Below are 18408 nucleotides of genomic sequence, written 5' to 3'. Positions count from 1 at the left end.
GCCCGACGGGGGTCACCAGCCGGTCCACCGCCGCCGTGCCCGAGCTGTAGGCGGTCCCTCCGACCAGCTCGGGCACGACGGCTCCCCTCCCGCCCCCCAGGAGGACGCCCTCCAGACCGGACACCAGGCGCATGACGTCGGTCTGCGGGCGCACCACGAGGCGCAGGAAGCCGCTGGAGGATCCGATCTTGTTGCCGCACTCGCGGACCAGCACCCCGTGCTGGTGCAGGAGCTGGTCGCGCAGCCCGGCCCCGTCGATCCCGTCCGGCAGACGCACGTACAGGAAGTTTCCCTGCGACGGGTACACGGTGAGGCCGGGCAGCCGGGACAGGTGCCAGCGCATGTCCTGGCGGTCGCGGCACACCTGTCGGATGCTGTCGGCGTACTCCTGGCGGTGATGGCGCAGCATGAACACCACGGTCTCCGCGAAGGAGTTCAGGTTCCACTTGGGGAGGGCCGCGCGGACCCGGCCCGCGAGGCCGGGGTTGGCCACCAGATAGCCGAAGCGGATGCCGTGCAGTCCGAAGTTCTTGCCGAGGCTGCGCAGCACGATGACGTTCGGCCGGAGCACCCCTTCCTGTACGAGGCTCGGGTCCTGGCCGCCCTCCCACTCCGCGAAGTCCAGGAACGACTCGTCGACCACGATCAGGTCCAGGTGGCGCAGTTCGTCGATGAGGGTGAGCAGCGAGCGGCGGGGGAGCATGCCGCCGTCGGGGTTGTTGGGGTTGCAGATCACCGCGACCCGCGATCCCCGCGCGTGGATGAACTCGGCGTACGCCGCCGGGTCCAGGGCGAATCCGTCGCGCTCCCGCAGCGGGAACATGTCGACTCGCTTGCCCGTCTCCATCGGCTGGTCGGTCCACCGGCCGAAGGTCGGCACGGGGACGGCCAGTGATTCCCGTACGAGCAAGTGGTCGATCCACGTGATGAGTTCGGTGGAGCCGTTGCCCATCGCGACCGTCTGCGGGTTGAGGCCGAGGACCTGGCACAGCTCGGCGGTGATCGTCGCCGCGTCGCTCGGGTAGTACGTCAGGATCTCGTGCAGCCGCCCGCGCAGCGCGTCCAGCATCGGCGGCGTCGGGAAGTACGGGTTGCAGGGGATGCAGAAGTCGGTGACCGCCCCGCCGGCCCCCGCGGCCGCCCCGGCCCGCGTGAGCTGGCCGTAGGAAGGGGAGTGGGCCGTGCTGCCCTGGAACAGCGAAACGACGCTCGCGCTCATCAACTGCCTCCGCCCGTATCCGTGTTGTCGGGAGTTACGGATACGGGCGGGGCATTGTTCAACGGCAGTTGCTCAGGAGGCGCTGAACGAGTGCACGGTCGTCGTCCGGTACGTCTCACCGGGGCGCAGCGTGGTCGACGGGAACGACGGCTGGTTCGGCGAGTCCGGGAAGTGCTGGGTCTCCAGGCACAGGCCGTCGCCCTGCCGGTAGGTGTGCCCGGACGGGCCGACGAGGGTGCCGTCGAGGAAGTTGCCCGAGTAGAACTGCAGGCCCGGCTGGTCGGTGGCGATCTTCAGGGTGCGGCCCGAGCCCGGGTCGCGCAGCGTGACGACGTGCTGCGGCCCGGACGTGACGCCCTTGTCGAGGACGAAGTTGTGGTCGAAGCCCTTGGCGGTGACCAGTTGGGCGTGCCCGGCGCGGATGTCCTTGCCGATGAGCTTTCCGCGCTGGAAGTCGAAGGGGGTGCCCGCGACCTTCGCCAGCTCCCCGGTCGGGATGAGGCCCGCGTCGGTGGGCGTGTAGCGGGCGGCGGCGATGGTCAGCTCGTGGTCGTGGATCGAGCCGCTGCCCTCGCCCGCCAGGTTGTAGTAGGTGTGGTTCGTGAGGTTCACGACCGTGGCCCTGTCGGTCGTAGCCGTGTAGTCGATCCGCCAGTCGCCGGACGAGGTGAGGGTGAAGGTGACCTTGGTCTTCAGCGTGCCGGGGTAGCCCATCTCGCCGTCGACCGAGGTGTAGTACAGGTGCAGGCCGACGTCCGGGCCGGACGTGAAGCCCTCCACGTCGAAGACCCGGGTGTTGAAGCCCTTGGCGCCGCCGTGCAGCGAGTTCTCGCCGTCGTTGACGGACAGCTGGTACGCCTTGCCGTCGAGGGTGAACTTCCCCCGGGCGATGCGGTTTCCGTAGCGGCCGATGGTGGCGCCGAAGAAGGTCGTGCCCGCGACGTACGACGCGATGTCGTCGTAGCCGAGGGAGACGTTCGTGTACCGGCCGCGGCGGTCGGGGATCTCCAGGGACTGCACGATGCCGCCGTAGGAGAGGACCTTGAGGCGGGTCCCGCCGTTCTCCAGGCTCCAGCGGTAGATCTTCGTCCCGTCGGCGAGCTTGCCGAAGAGCTCCTTGGTGGGGGCCTTGCGGCCGTGCGCGGAAGCGGTTCCCGCTGCTGTCATCGCGATGCCCGCGGCGGCGGCCCCGGCCAGGACGGCACGTCTGCTCGTACTCATGAAGCGGCTCTCCAGTCGACGAAGGTGCGGTGAGGGTGCCGGCCCACGGGAGCGCGCCCGTGGGCCGGAGGTGCGTTTCGTGCGAATGGGTGCCGGGAGGTGCTAGCGCCCACCCCTGCGCTTGTTCCAGACGTCGAAGCCGACCGCGGCGAGCAGGGCCAGGCCCTTGATCACCGACTGCCAGTCGGAGCCGACGCCCAGCAGGTTCATGCCGTTGTTCAGCACGCCGAGGACGAGACCACCGATGATCGCGCCGAGCACGGTGCCGACACCGCCGCTCATGGACGCGCCGCCGATGAACGACGCGGCGATCGCCTCGAGTTCGAAGTTCAGACCCGCCTTCGGCGAGGCCGCGTCCAGCCGGGCCGCGACCACCAGACCGGCCAGGGCCGCGAGCACGCCCATGTTCAGGAAGACGTAGAACGTGACCTTCTTGTCCTTCACACCGGACAGCTTGGCCGCCGGCAGGTTGCCGCCGATGGCGTAGATGTGGCGGCCGAAGACGGAGTTGCGCATCAGATAGCCATAGCCGACGACCAGCACGCCGAGGATCAGCAGCACGATCGGCACGCCCTTGTAGCTGGCGAGCAGCAGCGTGACGACGGCGATCGCCGCGATGATCGCGATCAGCTTCAGGATGAACAGGTTGCGGGGGACCACATCGAGGGAGAACTCCCGCTGCCTGCGCCGGTCGCGCACCTCCTGCCAGCCCACCGCGACGGCGAGCAGCACGCCGAAGAGCAGCGTCAGGTTGTGGTAGTTGGTGTTCGGGCCGACCTCCGGCAGGAAGCCGTTGCCCAGGTCACCGATGCTCGACGGGAACGGGCCGAGTGTCTGCCCCTTGAGCAGGATCTCCGTGAGTCCGCGCCACACCAGCATGCCGGCCAGGGTCACGATGAACGACGGTATGCCGCCGTACGCGATCAGCCAGCCCTGGATGGCACCGGCCGCGCCGCCCATCACCAGGCACACGATCAGGGCGATCGGCCAGGAGACGTCGTTGTTGACCATGAGCACGGCCGCGGTCGACCCGACGAACGCCGTCAGCGAGCCGACGGACAGGTCGATGTGGCCCGCGATGATCACCAGCATCATGCCGATCGCGAGGATCAGCACGTAGGCGTTCTGGAGCACCAGGTTGGAGACGTTGTGCGGGGTGATCAGGGTGCCGTCGGTCCACACGGCGAACACCGCGATGAGCAGGCCGAGCGCGATCAGCATGCCGTACTGGCGCATGTTGCGGCGCAGGCCGTCGACGACGAGCCCGAGCAGGCCGCCCTCCGTGCCGGTGCTCCCGCCCTTGCCCGGCGGCGCCGCCGCCGGGGTCTTCGTCACGTCCGTACTCATCGCGCTACCTCTTTGTCCTTCGTCATCAGGCGCATCAGCGATTCCTGCGTCGCCTCGGCACGCGGCACCTCGCCGGTCAGGCGGCCCGCGGCCATCGTGTAGATGCGGTCGCACATGCCGAGCAGCTCGGGCAGTTCGGAGGAGATGAAGACCACCGCCTTGCCCTGGGCCGCGAGCTTGTCGATGACCGTGTAGATCTCGTACTTGGCGCCCACGTCGATACCGCGGGTCGGCTCGTCGAGGATGAGCACCTCGGGACCCGCGAAGATCCACTTGCTGAGGACGACCTTCTGCTGGTTGCCGCCCGACAGCTTGCCCGCCGGTTCGAAGACCGTCGGGGCCTTGATGTTCATCGACTTGCGGTACTGCTCGGCGACCTGCCGCTCCTCGTGCTCGTCGACGACGCCGCGCTTCGCGACCTTGCCGAGAGCGGCGAGGGAGATGTTGCGGTTGATCGTGTCGATGAGGTTGAGGCCGTAGTGCTTGCGGTCCTCGGTGGCGTACGCGATCCCGTGGCCGACCGCGTCGGAGACCGTCCTCGTCCGGATCTCCTGGCCGTCCTTGAGGACCGTGCCGCCCGCGTACCTGCCGTAGGTGCGCCCGAAGACGCTCATCGCCAGCTCGGTGCGGCCCGCGCCCATCAGGCCCGCGATGCCGACGATCTCACCGCGGCGGACGTGCAGGGACACGTCGTCGACGACCTTGCGCTCCTGGTCGATGGGGTGGTGCACCGTCCAGTTGCGGATCTCCAGGGCGGGCGCCGCCCCGGCCTCCGGCTCGTGCGGAGTGCGGTCGGGGAAACGGTTGTCGAGGTCGCGGCCGACCATTCCGGAGATGATCCGGTCCTCGGTGGTCTCGGGGGCCTTCACATCGAGCGTCTCGACGGTGCGCCCGTCGCGGAGGATCGTCACCGAGTCGGCGACCTTGCGGATCTCGTTGAGCTTGTGGGAGATGATGATCGAGGTGATGCCCTGGTTCTTCAACTCCAGGATGAGATCGAGGAGTTTGTCGGAGTCCTCGTCGTTCAGCGCGGCGGTCGGCTCGTCCAGGATGAGCAGCTTCACCTCCTTGGAGAGCGCCTTGGCGATCTCCACGAGCTGCTGCTTGCCCACACCGATGTCGGCGACGGCGGTGTTGGGGTTCTCGTCCAGGCCCACCCGGCGCAGTTGACGCGTCGCGTGCCCGAGGGTCTCGTGCCAGTCGATGAGCCCGCGCGAGGCGTGCTCGTTGCCGAGGAACATGTTCTCGGCGATCGACAGGTACGGGACCAGGGCCAGCTCCTGGTGGATGATGACGATGCCGCGCTTCTCGCTGGCGTTGATGTCCTTGAACTCGCAGGACTTGCCCTCGAAGAGGATCTCCCCTTCATAACTTCCGTGCGGGTGGACGCCGGAGAGCACCTTCATCAAGGTGGACTTTCCGGCGCCGTTCTCCCCGCAGATGGCGTGGACCTCGCCCGTGCGGACGCTCAGGGAGACGTCCGACAGCGCCTTGACGCCCGGGAAGGTCTTGACGATCGAGCGCATTTCCAGGACGGGTCCCGCCATGGCTGTGCCCTTCAACTAGTCGACGGTCGGGGAATGTCCGGGCTACTTCAGGCCCAGGTCCTTCTTGGTGTAGTAGCCACCGTCGATGAGGGTCTTCTCGTAGTTCTCCTTGGTGACGGCGACCGGCTGCAGGAGGTACGACGGGACGACCTTGGCGCCGTTGTCGTACGTCTTGTCGTCGTTGGTCTCCGGCTTCTTGTCCTTCAGCACGTCGTCGACCATGGTCACCGCGCGCTTGGCGAGCTCACGGGTGTCCTTGTAGACCGTCGAGTACTGCTGGCCCGCGATGATCGACTTGACCGAGGCGACCTCGGCGTCCTGACCGGAGACGGCCGGCAGCGGCTTGGCCTTGGTGCCGTAACCGTCCGACTTCAGGGCGGAGATGATGCCGATCGAGATGCCGTCGTACGGCGAGAGCACCGCGTCGACCCGCTCGCTGGAGTACTTCGACGTGAGGATGTCGTCCATGCGCTTCTGCGCCGTGGCGCCGTCCCAGCGCAGCGTGGTGACCTGGTTCATCTTGGTCTGCTTGGACCGGACGACGAGCTGCTTCTTGTCGATGTAGGGCTGGAGCACCTTCATCGCGCCGCCGAAGAAGTACTTGGTGTTGTTGTCGTCGTTGGAGCCGGCGAACAGCTCGAGGTTGAACGGGCCCTTCTTGCCGCTGGTCAGACCCAGCTTCTCGACGAGGGAGGTGGCCTGTAGCTGGCCGACCTTCTCGTTGTCGAACGTCGCGTAGTAGTCGACGTTCTTGGAGCCCAGGATGAGGCGGTCGTACGCGATCACCGGGATGCCCGCGTCGTGGGCCTCCTGGAGGACGTTGCCCAGCGACTTGTTGTCGATCGCCGCGACGATCAGTGCCGAGACGCCCTGCGTGATCATGTTCTCGATCTGCGAGACCTGCTGGTCGGGGTCGTCCTCGCCGAAGGCCAGCTTGGTCTTGTAGCCCTTGGCCTTGAGCGAGTTGACAACGTTGTTGCCGTCCGCGATCCAGCGCTCGGAGGACTTGGTCGGCATCGCGATGCCGACGGTGGACCCCTTGGCGTCACCCTTGTCGCTCTTGCTGCCGCCCTCGCTGTCCTGGCCGCAGGCCGTGAGGGCGAGGGCGAGGGTGGCGGTCGCGGCTATCGCGCTGACGGCGGCTCGGCGGTTTCGCATGGTCATCATCCTTGATGTGTGTGTGCGAGCTCGGTCTGCGGTGCGAAGTCGCTTGCGCGGGGCGGGGATTGACCGAGTAGAGGTGTGTCGGATTGTGCGCGGCTCTGTTGTGGCCTGTGAAGTTGTGTTTCCGGAACGTTATTGACTGGTGTCGAAGCGCCGGAGATCGCCGGGCAGCCGCGAGCCGAGCGGCGACATTCCGCCGTCCGCCCCGTGCCGCTCCAGCAGGTCGAGCGCGAGCCGGCCCCTGCGCACCCGCTCGCGCGCGGTGTCGAGGGTGACGTCCCGCAGGTGGGCGCCGTACGGGTAGATGGCGGGGGCCTTGGCGAGCCCGAACTTCAGGTACAACGGCGCGCCGCGGCGCACCAGTTCGGCGATCTCGTACATCCGGACGTACCCGCCCAGGTCGTCCGGAGCCTCGACATACATGTCCATCGGCGCCGCCGACACCCGCCGGATCTCCGTGAGATGGGCCAGCGTCAGGTCCGAGGGCACGTTCAGCGAGTCGGCGCCGAGCTGCTCGTACACGGCGTACGAGGCCGGGTTCACGGGCCCGACGAGCGCGGAGACCTTGAGGGTGGTGTCGGCGGGGATGATCCCCTGGACCCGCGCCCGGTGCAGCGTCCACAGCACGCCCTCGTCGGCGACGAGCAGGCACTTGACGCCCAACTCCGTTGCCCGGACGGCGTCTTCGACACATCCGGCGACGGCGTCGTGGCCCCGGGCGCGCAGTCCGGCGCCGCGCGAGTCGGTGCGCACGGAGGCGCCGGTGTCCCAGGTGCCGCGCGGCCCGGTGAACAGGCACAGCTCGATGTCGCGCTCGGCGGTCGCCTCGACCATCTCCTGGATCTCGGCGTCGCGCAGCATCCAGACGCCGCTGCCCTGGCTGATCCGGTGGATCGGCACGTCGAGCCGCGAGGCTTCCTTCAGGACGGTCCCGACGGCCTCGGGCCCCTCGACGGAAGGAATCTCGACACGCCAGGTGCCGCCGTCGGGAAACGTGTGGGGCGAGGCGTCCGCCGGGTCGAGCGCGGGGGCGCTCAGCCCGAGGGCGGAGAGGGCGGGTTCGCCGGGGAGGCGGGGTGAGTCGGTCACGCGCATTCCTTTACGTTCAACAGGGTTCGACATTTCGAACGAGGTTCGGATCATCAGGGGCGCGGGCTGTACCGATATGCGGCTCCGCCGCGTGGGCGCGGCCGGCCACGACGAGACCGGAAGCCGGCCACGCAGCTCCCCTCCTGCGGGGAGCAGAGGGACACGACCTAGGGCCGCAACAGAACCTTCCCCACCTTCTGATCCCCGGCCCCCACCCACTCGATGGCCTCGGCGAAGCGTTCGAGCGGCACCTCGTGCGTCACGAGCGGCATCGGATCGAGCAACCCCGCCCCGAACACCCGCACCGCGTGCGCCCACGCGTCGGGCGCCGCGCCGAACACGGTCTGCACCTCCAGCTGCCGCACCACCAGATCCGTCGGGTCGAGCCCCTCGGCCCCGGCCGCCGGAAGACCGGTGAGCACCAGCCGCCCACCCCGACGCAGCAGCGAGGCCGCGGTCCGGGCGGCGGAGGCCGACCCGGCGGTCTCGATCACCACGTCGAAGTCGTCCGGCAGATCCTCGGTCCGGAGCCGGAAGTCACTCGCCCCGAACTGTCGTGACAGCGCCGCCCGTTCGTCCCGGGTCCCGACCACCAGCAGCTCCGCGGGGGAGCCCGCCGCGAGGAACTGCACGGCGAACATCCCGAGCGTCCCGGTCCCGACGACGGCCACCCGCTGCCCGGGCTGCGCCTTGGCCTTGAGCGCGGCGGCGGCGATGCAGGCGGCCGGCTCCAGCAGCGCCGCGGCCGTCAGATCGGCATCGTCGGGCAGTACGTGGAGCAGCCGCGCCGGCAGCACCAGCGTGGCCGCCATGGCCCCCGGCTGCGTGAAGCCCGTCTCCTCGTACCCGGCGGTGCACAGCGTCGTCTCACCGGCGTGGCACCGGTCGCACACCTGACAGTTGCGGAACCCCTCGCCGACGACCTTCCGGCCGACCAGCGCCGCGGGCACCCCGGCGCCGACCGCGTCCACGACGCCGGACCACTCGTGGCCGGGGGTGAGCGGGTAACGCACGTACCCCTCGGGCCTGTTGCCCTGGTACAGCTCGCGGTCGGAGCCGCAGATCCCCACGGCGTGCACCCGCACCCGCGCCTCCCCGGGCCCGGGCTCGCCGGGCTCGTGCGGGACCACCCGGTGGGTGCCCGGTGCCTCGACGACGACGGCGCTGCTCACTTCGAGCCGCCCTTCGCGCCGTCCTTCGGGTCACGCTTCTCCCAGCCCTCGGCCCACAGGTCGAACCGGGCCTGCTGCTGCGGGAACTCGGCGGCGGCGTCCACGTCGAGCTCGACGCCGAGGCCGGGCTCGTGCGACAGCTCGAAGTACCCGTCCACGACCTGCGGAGCGCCCTTGACGACCTTCTTGATGTCGGCGTCGGCGAAGTCGTTGAAGTGCTCCAGGATCTTGAAGTTGGGCGAGGTGAAGCCCACTTGGAGCGAGGCCGCGGTCAGCACGGGGCCGCCGACGTTGTGCGGGGCCACGAGCATGTAGTGCGTCTCCGCGGTGGCCGCCAGCTTCCGCGTCTCCCAGATGCCGCCGATGTGGCCGACGTCCGGCTGGATGATGTCCACGGCCTGGCTCTCGAACAGCTCGCGGAACTCGATCCGGTCGTGGATCCGCTCACCGGTCGCGACCGGCATGTCCACCTTCGCGGCGACCTTCTCCAGCGCCTTCAGGTTCTCCGGCGGCACCGGCTCCTCCAGCCACGCGGGCTTGAACGGAGCCAGGTCGCGGGCGAGCCGGATCGCCGTGGCGGGGGAGAACCGCCCGTGCATCTCCAGCATCAGCTCCGCGTCCGGGCCGATGGCGTCGCGCACGGCCTCGATCAGCGAGACGGCGTACAGCGACTGCTCGTGGTCCAGCTCGAAGTGCCCGGTGCCGAACGGGTCGATCTTGAGCGCCTTGTACCCGCGCTCCATCACCCCGCGCGCGGCCTTGTGGTACGCCTCCGGCGTCCGCTCGGTCGTGTACCAGCCGTTCGCGTACGCCTTGACCCTGTCGGTCACCTTGCCGCCGAGCAGCTGCCAGACCGGCACGCCGAGCGCCTTGCCCTTGATGTCCCAACAGGCCATCTCGATGACGGCGATGCCGGACATGACGATCTCGCCGGCCCGCCCGTAGTCGCCGTACTTCATCCGCTTGACCAGGTCCTCGACGGCGAACGGATCCGAGCCGAGAATGTGGTTGGCCTTCGCCTCGTTCAGGTACCCGATGAGCGCGTCGGTGTGGCCCAGCATCCGGGTCTCGCCGACGCCCGTGATTCCCTCGTCGGTGTGCACCTGGACGTAGGTCAGATTCCGCCACGGAGTACCGACGACGTGTGTGCTGATTCCCGTGATGCGCAAGGCAGTTGCCCCCTGTGCCGTTCGATATTTCGTCACTCGTTCGAAATGCTGGCGTGACAGTAAGGACGCGGCCGCGGGGGTGTCAATGGGTGTGCACGGACTGGACGTCTTCGAGCGGTGAACGGGAACCCCCTGTTCCGTGCAGAAGCTTCACACCACCAGCAACTTCCGTCACTCTTCCGCCTCTAGCCTCCCTACGTCATGGACTACTGCCACCCGTGTCGCAGACACCTCAACGGCGCCCTGGCCTGCCCCGGCTGCGGCACGCCCGCCGATGCCGTGCGCGCCTACGCCGAGACCGTCGCCGCGCACGAGACGGCGGCGGAGGAGGACGACACGGCGTACGAGGGGGAACCGGCCCGCGGCCCACGCGGTCGCGACCGCGGCCGCCGCCGTGCCCGCAGACCGCACCGCCGTCGCAGACGCCGCATCCTGCTCGCCACGGCGGGCCTGGCGCTCGCGGCCGGCGGCCTGGGCCTCGCGGAGCTCGGCACGGAGGGACCCGGCGACGGCGGAGCCGGTGCGCAGGCGGCCCCCGACCTGTCCGAGGACGCGTCCGACGTCCGTACCGGCGAGGCGTCGCCCGCCGCGTCGGACCCCGCGTCCGCGCAGCAGTCCGAGCCCGCCTCGCGCTCCTCGGCCCGCGCCTCCGCCGTGCCGTCCGCGTCGGCGTCCGCGTCCGCGTCGGCCCAGGAGGGTGTGGCGTCCTCCGCCCCGGCCGAAGCCACTCAGGTCAACTCCACCACGGCCGCGGCCAGTTCGCCGCAGGACACTCCGTCCACGTCCCGCCCCGCAACGACCCCGCGCCCGACGACGGCGTCCCCGACCGCGGAGCCGAGCCCGTCGGAGACGTGCGACCGGTTCCTGTGGTGGTGCACGTGACCGTCCGCACGTGACCGCCTGCGCGTGACCGACTAGTCGTCGGTGGGCTCGATCCCGAGCATCCTGCGCAGCATGTCCCGGAACGCCGTACGTTCCTCACGGGACAGCCCGGCCAGCGGCTCCCGCGCGAAGTCGAGGGACTCCCGCAGGCCGCGAGCCACCCGCTTCCCCTCCTCGGTGGGCGCGGCGACCTTCACCCGCCGGTCCCCGGGCGACGGCTGCCGCTCCACGAGCCCGCGCCCCTCCAGGCGGTCCACGATCCCCGTGATGTTCGACGGCTCGCACTTCAGGCGCTGGGCGATCTGCCGCATCGGCAGCGGCTCCAGCGTCAGCAGGCCGAGCACCCGCGCCTGCGCCCCGGTCAGCCCGTGCCGCGCGGCGGCCTCCTCGTACTCCTGGTGGTAACGCGCGACGACGGACCCGATCAGCTCGACGACTTCGAGCGTGAGGGGGTCCATACGGCGGGTACGCGGAGCATTCATGGGAACCAGCGTACCCATTTACTTGACATCCTGAAATATTCAGACGCATGGTTGTTTCAGGTACTGAAATACTTCCCGACGTGCGAAGGATCACCGCATGACCGCCGACACCCCCCAGATCCCCGCCACCGGCCGCGAGTGGGCCCTGCTCAGCCGCCCGGTCGGCTGGCCGAAGCCCGAGGACTTCGAGCTGCGTGAGGCCCCGGTGGTCGAGCCGGGCCCCGGCCAGGTCCTGGTCAAGAACCTGTACGTCTCGGTCGACCCGTACATGCGCGGCCGCATGTCGGCGGCGAAGTCGTACGTCGCCCCGTACGAGCTGGGCAAGGCCATGCAGGCCGGCGCCGTCGGCGTCGTCATCGCCTCGAACGACGAGGGTGTCGCGGCCGGCGACCACGTCCTGCACTTCTTCGGCTGGCGCGAGTACGCGACCTTCGACGCCAAGCAGGCCGTCAAGGTCGACCCGGACGCCGCACCCCTGTCCACGTACCTCGGCGTGCTCGGCATGACCGGCCTCACCGCCTACGCGGGCCTGCTGCGCACCCTCGCCTTCAAGGAGGGCGACAGCGTCTTCGTCTCCGGCGCGGCCGGTGCGGTCGGCGGCCAGGTCGGCCAGATCGCCAAGCTCAAGGGCGCCTCGCGGGTGATCGGCTCGGCCGGCTCCGACGAGAAGGTGAAGCTCCTGATCGAGGAGTACGGCTTCGACGCGGCCTTCAACTACAAGACGGGCGACGTCCACACCCTCCTGAAGGAGGCGGCCCCCGACGGCATCGACGTCTACTTCGACAACGTCGGCGGCGACCACCTGGAGGCCGCCATCGCCCGCCTGAACCGCGACGGCCGCATCGCCGTCTGCGGCGCGATCTCCGTCTACAACAACACCGAGCCGGCCCCCGGCCCGCGCAACCTCTCCCGCCTGATCCAGACCCGCGGCCGCATCGAGGGCTTCCTCGTCGGCGACCACTACGACCTGCAGCCGCAGTTCGTGCAGGAGGTCGGTGGCTGGGTCCGCTCCGGCGAGCTCAAGTACCGCGAGACCGTCGTCGAGGGCATCGAGAACAACCTGGAGGCGTTCCTCGGGGTCCTGCGCGGGGACAACACGGGCAAGATGGTCGTCAAGCTCTGACGTCCCGCGTTCTTGCCGGGTGGCCCTCGTCCTCTGTGACGGGGGCCACTTTCGTTCCCCCGCGCATTCGATACGCTGCTTCCATCTAACGGATGAAGTTTTCCGCATTCTGAAACCAGGGAGCCGGTCATGGCCATCACGCAGTCCGACGTCGTCTACACCGCCGTAGCCACCGCCGAGAACGGCCGCGACGGCCGTGTCGCCACCGACGACGGCAAGCTCGACGTCGTCGTCAACCCGCCCAAGGAGCAGGGCGGCTCGGGCGCGGGCACCAACCCGGAGCAGCTCTTCGCGGCCGGTTACAGCGCCTGCTTCCAGGGCGCGCTGGCCGTCGTCGCCCGCCAGGAGGGCGCCGACGTCGCCGGCTCGACCGTCACCGCGAAGGTCGGCATCGGCAAGAACGACGAGGGCTTCGGCCTCATCGTCGAGATCTCGGCGTCGATCCCGAACGTGGACCAGGCCACCGCCAAGGACCTGATCGAGAAGGCCCACCAGGTCTGCCCGTACTCCAAGGCGACCCGCGGCAACATCACGGTCACGCTCTCGGTCTGATCCTTATTCGTGCCTCGGCCCGTCCCGTAAGGTTTGCGCCATGCGTGATCTCGGGGCGGGCTTCGGCTATTTGATGAAGGGGCAGCGCTGGGTTGCCCAGCACGGCAAGCAGTACGGGTGGGGCCTGTTGCCGGGCCTGATCACCCTCGTCCTGTACGTCGCGGCGCTGGTCTGTCTGGCCGTGTGGGGCGGCGACTTCATCTCGTGGGCGACGCCGTTCGCCGACGACTGGACGTCCCCCTGGCAGGGCCTGTTCCGCGGCCTGCTGACCGTGGTCCTCTTCGCCCTGGCCCTGCTCCTCGCGGTCCTGACCTTCACCGCGGTCACGCTCCTGATCGGCCAGCCCTTCTACGAGTCCCTCTCCGAGGAGGTCGACCGGACGGAGGGCGACGGCGAGGTCCCCGAGTCGGGCCTCCCGCTCTGGCGCGAACTGTGGATCTCGGCCCGCGACAGCCTGCGCATCCTGGTCCGGGCGGGCGTGTGGGGCGTCCTTCTCTTCGCCCTCGGCTTCATCCCGTTCGTCGGCCAGACCGTCGTCCCGGTCATCGGCTTCTTCGTGACCGGCTTCTTCCTCACGGAGGAGCTGACGGCGGTGGCCCTCCAGCGGCGCGACGTCCAACTCCGCGACCGTCTGGCCCTGTTGAGGTCGAGGAAGGGCCTGGCGTGGGGCTTCGGCGCCCCGCTGGCGGTTTCGTTCCTGGTCCCGTTCGTGGCGGTGTTCCTGATGCCGGGAGCCGTGGCGGGGGCGACGCTGATGGTGCGGGAGCTGGAGGGGCCTTCGGGGGGAGCGGCGCCGGAAGCGCGGGCGGCGGCGGACGGCGCGCCCTCGGCGCCCGACCGCAATGAGGCGGGCGCGCCCCCGCACGGAGCCTCTTGGTGAAAGCGCTGAACCTCGGGGTCCTGTTCGCCATCGAACTGATCGCGCTCGGCGCCGTGGCCGGCTACGGCTTCACCCGCGACGTACCGACCCCGCTGTCCCTGCTCCTCGGCTTCGCCGGTCTCGCCGTGATGATCGCCGCCTGGGCCCTCTTCGGCTCCCCGAAGGCACCCCGCAAAGCCCGCGGAGCGAGCCGCGTCGCCTTCGAACTGGTCTGGTTCGGCGCGGGAGTCGCGGCCCTGGCCCTGTGCGGCGCGTACCTCTGGGCGGCCGCCTTCGCCGCTCTCTGCGTGGTGAGCAAGACGCTCGCGGTGGCCTGGGAGCAGTAACTAGCCTTCCCCGCCGAGCAGTTCCAGGAAGTCCCGGAACGCCCCCGGCATGTCCACCGACTCCGGGTCGAGCAGCCACTGGTACTGCAGCCCGTCCATCACCGCGACCAGCAAGGGCGCGGCCCGCTCCGGCGTGAGCCCGCCCGGCAGCCGCTCCCCGTACTCGGCGCGCAGCACCTGAGACATCGACTCCCGTACGCCCATGTAGCGCTCGGTGAAGAACTCCCGCGCCGGATGCCCCTCGGTCACCGACTCCCCGAGCAGCGCCGAGAAGGTCTGCACGATGCCGGGCCGCATCGCGTTGTACTCCACCAGCGAGCCCAGCAGATCGAGCCGCCACTGGCTGTCCGGCACCGCGTCCCACTGGTCCCGCTCCTCCAGGACGGCGACGAGCAGCGCCTCCTTCGTCGGGAAGTGGTGCAGCAGCCCCTGCTGGGTGAGGCCCACGCGCTCGGCGACGGCCGCGAGGCTCGCGCCCCGGTACCCCCGCTCGGCGATCACTTCCAGCGCGGCGCGCAGGATCTCCGCCCGCCGCTCCCCGCTCCGTGTGCTTCTGGTGCCGCTGCTCATGCGGTCACCGTACGACATGGTCAGGGCACCCCAGGGCGTCATTTATAACGCCAAGATAACGAAACCTACCGCTTTACAGGTAACGCGTGCAGGATGGAGGTGCTCAGACTTGATGAACCTCGACGAGGAGGTGCCGGCATGGCGCGCAAGGCGGATGGCGACGAGAGGGCCCAGGCCCGCGAGACGGCGGTCGAGGCCGCGCTCGGCAAGCTCGACCTGGACACCAAGGCCCGGCTGCTCGGAGGCCAGGACATGTGGTCGCTGCCGGAGATCCCCGAGATCGGCCTGAAGTCCCTGGTCATGTCGGACGGCCCGATCGGTGTGCGCGGCGTGCGCTGGACCGCCGACGACCCGTCGATCGCCCTGCCGTCGCCGACCGCGCTCGCCGCGACCTGGGACCCCGCGCTCGCCCGCCGGGCCGGCGCCCTGCTCGCCCAGGAGGCCCGCCGCAAGGGCGTCCACGTGCTGCTCGCCCCGACCGTGAACCTGCACCGCTCCCCGCTCGGCGGCCGCCACTTCGAGGCGTACAGCGAGGACCCCTGCCTGACCGGCGCCATCGGCACCGGCTACGTCCAGGGCGTGCAGTCCGGCGGCGTCGGCACCACGGTGAAGCACTTCGTCGCCAACGACGCCGAGACCGACCGCTTCACGGTCAACAACATCGTGTCCCAGCGGGCCCTGCGCGAGCTGTACCTGGCGCCCTTCGAGGCCATCGTCGAGAACGCCCACCCCTGGGGCATCATGACCGCCTACAACCAGGTCAACGGCGTGACGATGACCGAGCACCGCTACCTGGTGAACGAGGTCCTGCGCGGCGAATGGGGCTTCGACGGCATCAACGTCTCCGACTGGATGGCCGCCCGCTCGACCGTGGGCGACATCAAGGGCGGCATGGACATCGCGATGCCCGGCCCGCAGACCGTCTACGGCCCGGCCCTGGCGGCAGCCGTCCGCGCGGGCGAGGTCGAGGAGTCCGTGGTCGACGACGCCGTGCGCAACGTCCTGCGGCTCGCCGCCCGCGTGGGCGTCCTCGACGGCGCCGAACCCGTCGTCACCGACCCGCCCCAGGACATCGACGGAGAAGCCCTGGCCCGCGAGGTGGCCCGCCGCGCCTTCGTCCTCGTACGGAACTCGGGCGTACTGCCCCTGCGCCCGGACGCCGAGGTCGCCCTCGCCGGCGCCGCCGCCCGCGACGCCCGCGTCCTCGGCGGAGGCTCCGCCACCGTCTTCCCGGCGCGCATCGTCTCCCCGCTCGACGGCCTGAGCGCCGCGTTCTCGTCGCTGACCTACGCCGTCGGAGCCGACCCGAGCGACGAACTCGCCCCCGCCGACAAGGGATTCGAGCTCCGCGCGATCTGCCGCGACGCCGACGGGAACGTCATCGGCGAGGGCTCGCTCCCCAACGGCCAGGTCCAGTGGCTCGGCGACGACCTGCCCGAGGGCGCCACCCACGAGGCCCTGCACAGCATCGAGGTCAAGGGCACCTACACCCCGCGCGAGAGCGGCGACCACGCCTTCGGTACCCGGGGACTCGGCGCCTTCACGCTCACCGTCGACGGCACCGTCCTCTACGACGGCGTCCAGGCCATGGGCGACGAGGCCGACCCCTTCGAGGCGTTCTTCGGCGCCCCGCTGGAGCGCGGCAAGGTCACGCTCACCGAGGGCCGACCGGTCGAGGTCTCCCTCCTGCACCCGCTCGACAAGACCTTCGCGATGCCGCTCCCCGCCGTGATGTTCAGCCTCGTGCACCTCGGCCCGCGCCGCGACGCGGACGCACTGATCGCCGAGGCCGTCGAGGCCGCCCGCGGCGCCGAGGCAGCCGTCGTCGTGGTGGCGACGACCGAGCGCGTCGAGTCGGAGGGCTTCGACCGCACCGACCTGCGACTGCCCGGCCGCCAGGACGACCTGGTGCGCGCCGTCGCCGCCGTCAACCCGCACACGATCGTGGTCGTCAACTCCGGCTCCCCGGTGGAACTCCCGTGGCGCGACGACGTGGCGGCCGTACTGCTGAGCTGGTTCCCCGGGCAGGAGGGCGGCGACGCCCTCGCCGACGTCCTCACCGGCGCCGACGAACCCGGCGGCCGACTGCCCACCACCTGGGGCTCGCTCGCCGACGCCCCCGTCACCGGAGTCACCCCGGCCGACGGCGAACTCGCCTACACCGAAGGCGTGTTCATCGGCTACCGCGCCTGGGACAAGTCCGGCGCCACCCCCGCCTACCCCTTCGGCCACGGCCTCGGCTACACCGACTGGACGTACGAGTCGATCGAGGTCGACGGCACCACGGCGACGGTCCGCGTCCGCAACACGGGGGAACGCTCCGGCCGCGAGGTCGTCCAGCTCTACCTGGCGCCCACGGACTCCTCCGCGCCCGACGCGGCCCGCCCGGCGCGCTGGCTGGCCGGCTTCGCCGGAGTGAGCGCGGCCCCCGGCGAGACGGCCGAAGCGGTGATCGAACTCCCGCGCCGGGCCTTCGAGATCTGGGACGAGACCGCGAACTCCTGGGCGCACCAACCGGGTTCGTACGAGCTGACGGCCGGCCGCTCGCTCACCGACGGCCGCGTCAGCGAGACGATCGTCGCCTGACGATCCCCTCGAACCGGGGGCGGCGGCACCTGACCCCGCCGCCCCCACGGTCTTCTCCGGGCAGCTACGGCCGGGTGCCGAACCCGTACACCGTCTGCGACCGGTACACCTCACCGGGCCGCAGCACGGTGGACGGGAACTCCGGCCGGTTCGGCGAGTCCGGGAAGTGCTGCGTCTCCAGGGCGATCCCGTCACCGGGCGCGAACGGCAACGACGCGTCGAAGTGGTCCGACGTGTAGAGCTGCAGCCCCGGCTCCGTCGTGGCCACGCTCAACACCCGCCCGGACGCCGGGTCGTACAGCTCGGCGGCCTCCACGGCCGTCTCGCCGACGCCCTTGTCGAGCACGTAGTTGTGGTCGTAGCCGGGCCCGACCTTCCGGCTCTCCCGGAAGTCGAACGACGTCCCGGCCACCTCCCGCAGCTCCCCGGTCGGAATCAGGGTCTCGTCCACGAGGGTCACGCGCCCGGCGTCGATCCGCACCTCGTGCCCGCCCGCCGCGTTCCCGGACCCGGCGCCGCCCAGGTTCCAGTACGTGTGGTTGGTCAGGTTCACGATCGTCGGGGCGTCGGTGACCGCCTCGTACGAGATCCGCAGCGAGCCACCCGCCTCCAGGGCGTACGTCACCGCCACCTCGAGCCGGCCGGGGAACCCCTCCTCGCCGTCCGGCGAGACCCGGCTCAGCCGCACCCCGAACTCGCCGACGGCCTCGGCCGCCCACACCCGCTTGTCGAAACCGAGCTCACCGCCGTGCAGCGAGTTCGGGTCGTTGTTCCGCGCGAGACGGTAGGAGTCGCCGTCGAGCGTGAACGTGCCCTCGGCGATCCGGTTCGCGTACCGCCCGACCAACGCCCCCAGATAAGGCTCGGGATGGGCGAGATACCCGTCCAGGTCCGGGAATCCGAGCACGACGTCGGCGACGCCGCCCTCCCGGTCGGGCACCTCGACCGACTGCACGATGCCGCCGTACGTCAGGACGCGTACCCGCACCCCGTCCCGTTCGAGGACCCAGCGGTGGACGTCGATACGGTCGGTGCCGCCTGCTGTGTCGGGCAGGGTGCCGAAGAGTTCACTGCGCATG

16 protein-coding genes and 1 pseudogene are annotated in these 18408 nt (G+C 70.2%); 6 read left to right on the top strand and 11 right to left on the bottom strand.

What is annotated here, in order from left to right; genetic code table 11:
- Positions 1-10: 10 nt before the first annotated feature.
- From B072_RS0115715 to B072_RS0115680, 8 genes and pseudogenes are all read right to left on the bottom strand, one after another.
- Positions 11-1219 (bottom strand): annotated as a pseudogene (locus tag B072_RS0115715) (pyridoxal phosphate-dependent aminotransferase); the annotation flags it as partial.
- 72 nt (positions 1220-1291) lie between these two features.
- Entirely contained in the window at positions 1292-2440 is a 1149-nt protein-coding gene (locus B072_RS0115710) for an aldose epimerase family protein (RefSeq protein ID WP_018530915.1), read from the bottom strand.
- 102 nt (positions 2441-2542) lie between these two features.
- Complete coding sequence (gene mmsB, locus B072_RS0115705; RefSeq protein ID WP_018530914.1) at positions 2543-3787, bottom strand: multiple monosaccharide ABC transporter permease; 1245 nt, start codon at positions 3785-3787, stop codon at positions 2543-2545.
- Entirely contained in the window at positions 3784-5334 is a 1551-nt protein-coding gene (mmsA, locus tag B072_RS0115700; RefSeq protein WP_018530913.1) for a multiple monosaccharide ABC transporter ATP-binding protein, read from the bottom strand. Before mmsA ends, mmsB begins: the two co-directional genes overlap by 4 nt.
- A gap of 42 nt (positions 5335-5376) precedes the next feature.
- Positions 5377-6492, bottom strand: a complete 1116-nt coding sequence (chvE, locus tag B072_RS0115695; protein WP_018530912.1) for a multiple monosaccharide ABC transporter substrate-binding protein — start codon at positions 6490-6492, stop codon at positions 5377-5379.
- 138 nt (positions 6493-6630) lie between these two features.
- On the bottom strand, positions 6631-7593 hold the full coding sequence (locus B072_RS0115690; RefSeq protein WP_086020356.1) for a hypothetical protein: 963 nt from the start codon (positions 7591-7593) through the stop codon (positions 6631-6633).
- A gap of 161 nt (positions 7594-7754) precedes the next feature.
- Positions 7755-8759 (bottom strand): zinc-dependent alcohol dehydrogenase, encoded by a 1005-nt coding sequence (locus B072_RS0115685; protein ID WP_018530910.1) that lies wholly within the window; start codon positions 8757-8759, stop codon positions 7755-7757.
- Positions 8756-9928, bottom strand: a complete 1173-nt coding sequence (locus B072_RS0115680; protein WP_018530909.1) for a mandelate racemase/muconate lactonizing enzyme family protein — start codon at positions 9926-9928, stop codon at positions 8756-8758. Before B072_RS0115680 ends, B072_RS0115685 begins: the two co-directional genes overlap by 4 nt.
- Positions 9929-10129: 201 nt before the next feature.
- Here B072_RS0115680 and B072_RS48180 point away from each other — a divergent pair, with 201 nt between their 5' ends.
- Positions 10130-10810 (top strand): SCO2400 family protein, encoded by a 681-nt coding sequence (locus B072_RS48180; protein ID WP_026245879.1) that lies wholly within the window; start codon positions 10130-10132, stop codon positions 10808-10810.
- 32 nt (positions 10811-10842) lie between these two features.
- Here the strand turns inward: B072_RS48180 and B072_RS0115670 are convergent, their stop codons facing one another.
- Positions 10843-11310 (bottom strand): MarR family transcriptional regulator, encoded by a 468-nt coding sequence (locus B072_RS0115670; RefSeq protein WP_026245878.1) that lies wholly within the window; start codon positions 11308-11310, stop codon positions 10843-10845.
- 79 nt (positions 11311-11389) lie between these two features.
- On the opposite strand from B072_RS0115670, the gene B072_RS0115665 reads away from it, so the two are divergent.
- From B072_RS0115665 to B072_RS0115650, 4 genes are all read left to right on the top strand, one after another.
- Positions 11390-12415, top strand: a complete 1026-nt coding sequence (locus tag B072_RS0115665; RefSeq protein WP_018530906.1) for an NADP-dependent oxidoreductase — start codon at positions 11390-11392, stop codon at positions 12413-12415.
- A 129-nt stretch (positions 12416-12544) separates the two neighbouring features.
- Positions 12545-12967 carry an organic hydroperoxide resistance protein gene (locus B072_RS0115660; protein ID WP_018530905.1) on the top strand — a complete coding sequence of 141 codons (423 nt, stop codon included), beginning with the start codon at positions 12545-12547 and terminating at the stop codon, positions 12965-12967.
- 40 nt (positions 12968-13007) lie between these two features.
- Entirely contained in the window at positions 13008-13847 is an 840-nt protein-coding gene (locus B072_RS0115655; RefSeq protein WP_018530904.1) for an EI24 domain-containing protein, read from the top strand.
- Entirely contained in the window at positions 13844-14173 is a 330-nt protein-coding gene (locus B072_RS0115650; protein WP_018530903.1) for a YrdB family protein, read from the top strand. The genes B072_RS0115655 and B072_RS0115650 overlap by 4 nt, the downstream gene beginning before the upstream one ends.
- Here B072_RS0115650 and B072_RS0115645 read toward each other — a convergent pair whose 3' ends face one another.
- Positions 14174-14761, bottom strand: coding sequence for a TetR/AcrR family transcriptional regulator (locus tag B072_RS0115645; RefSeq protein ID WP_018530902.1), 588 nt, complete (start codon positions 14759-14761; stop codon positions 14174-14176). It abuts the gene before it with no gap.
- Between the two features lie 120 nt (positions 14762-14881).
- Here B072_RS0115645 and B072_RS0115640 point away from each other — a divergent pair, with 120 nt between their 5' ends.
- Entirely contained in the window at positions 14882-17329 is a 2448-nt protein-coding gene (locus tag B072_RS0115640) for a beta-glucosidase (RefSeq protein WP_018530901.1), read from the top strand.
- 64 nt (positions 17330-17393) lie between these two features.
- Here B072_RS0115640 and B072_RS0115635 read toward each other — a convergent pair whose 3' ends face one another.
- The gene (locus tag B072_RS0115635) at positions 17394-18407 is read right to left on the bottom strand and encodes an aldose epimerase family protein (RefSeq protein ID WP_018530900.1); all 1014 of its coding nucleotides are present in this window, start codon (positions 18405-18407) and stop codon (positions 17394-17396) included.
- Position 18408: the final 1 nt, after the last annotated feature.

Origin of the sequence: Streptomyces sp. HmicA12 (assembly GCF_000373565.1) — a bacterium.
Taxonomy (GTDB): domain Bacteria; phylum Actinomycetota; class Actinomycetes; order Streptomycetales; family Streptomycetaceae; genus Streptomyces.
Note: the sequence above shows the minus strand (reverse complement) of the source record. Positions and strands in the feature narration are given on the sequence as shown.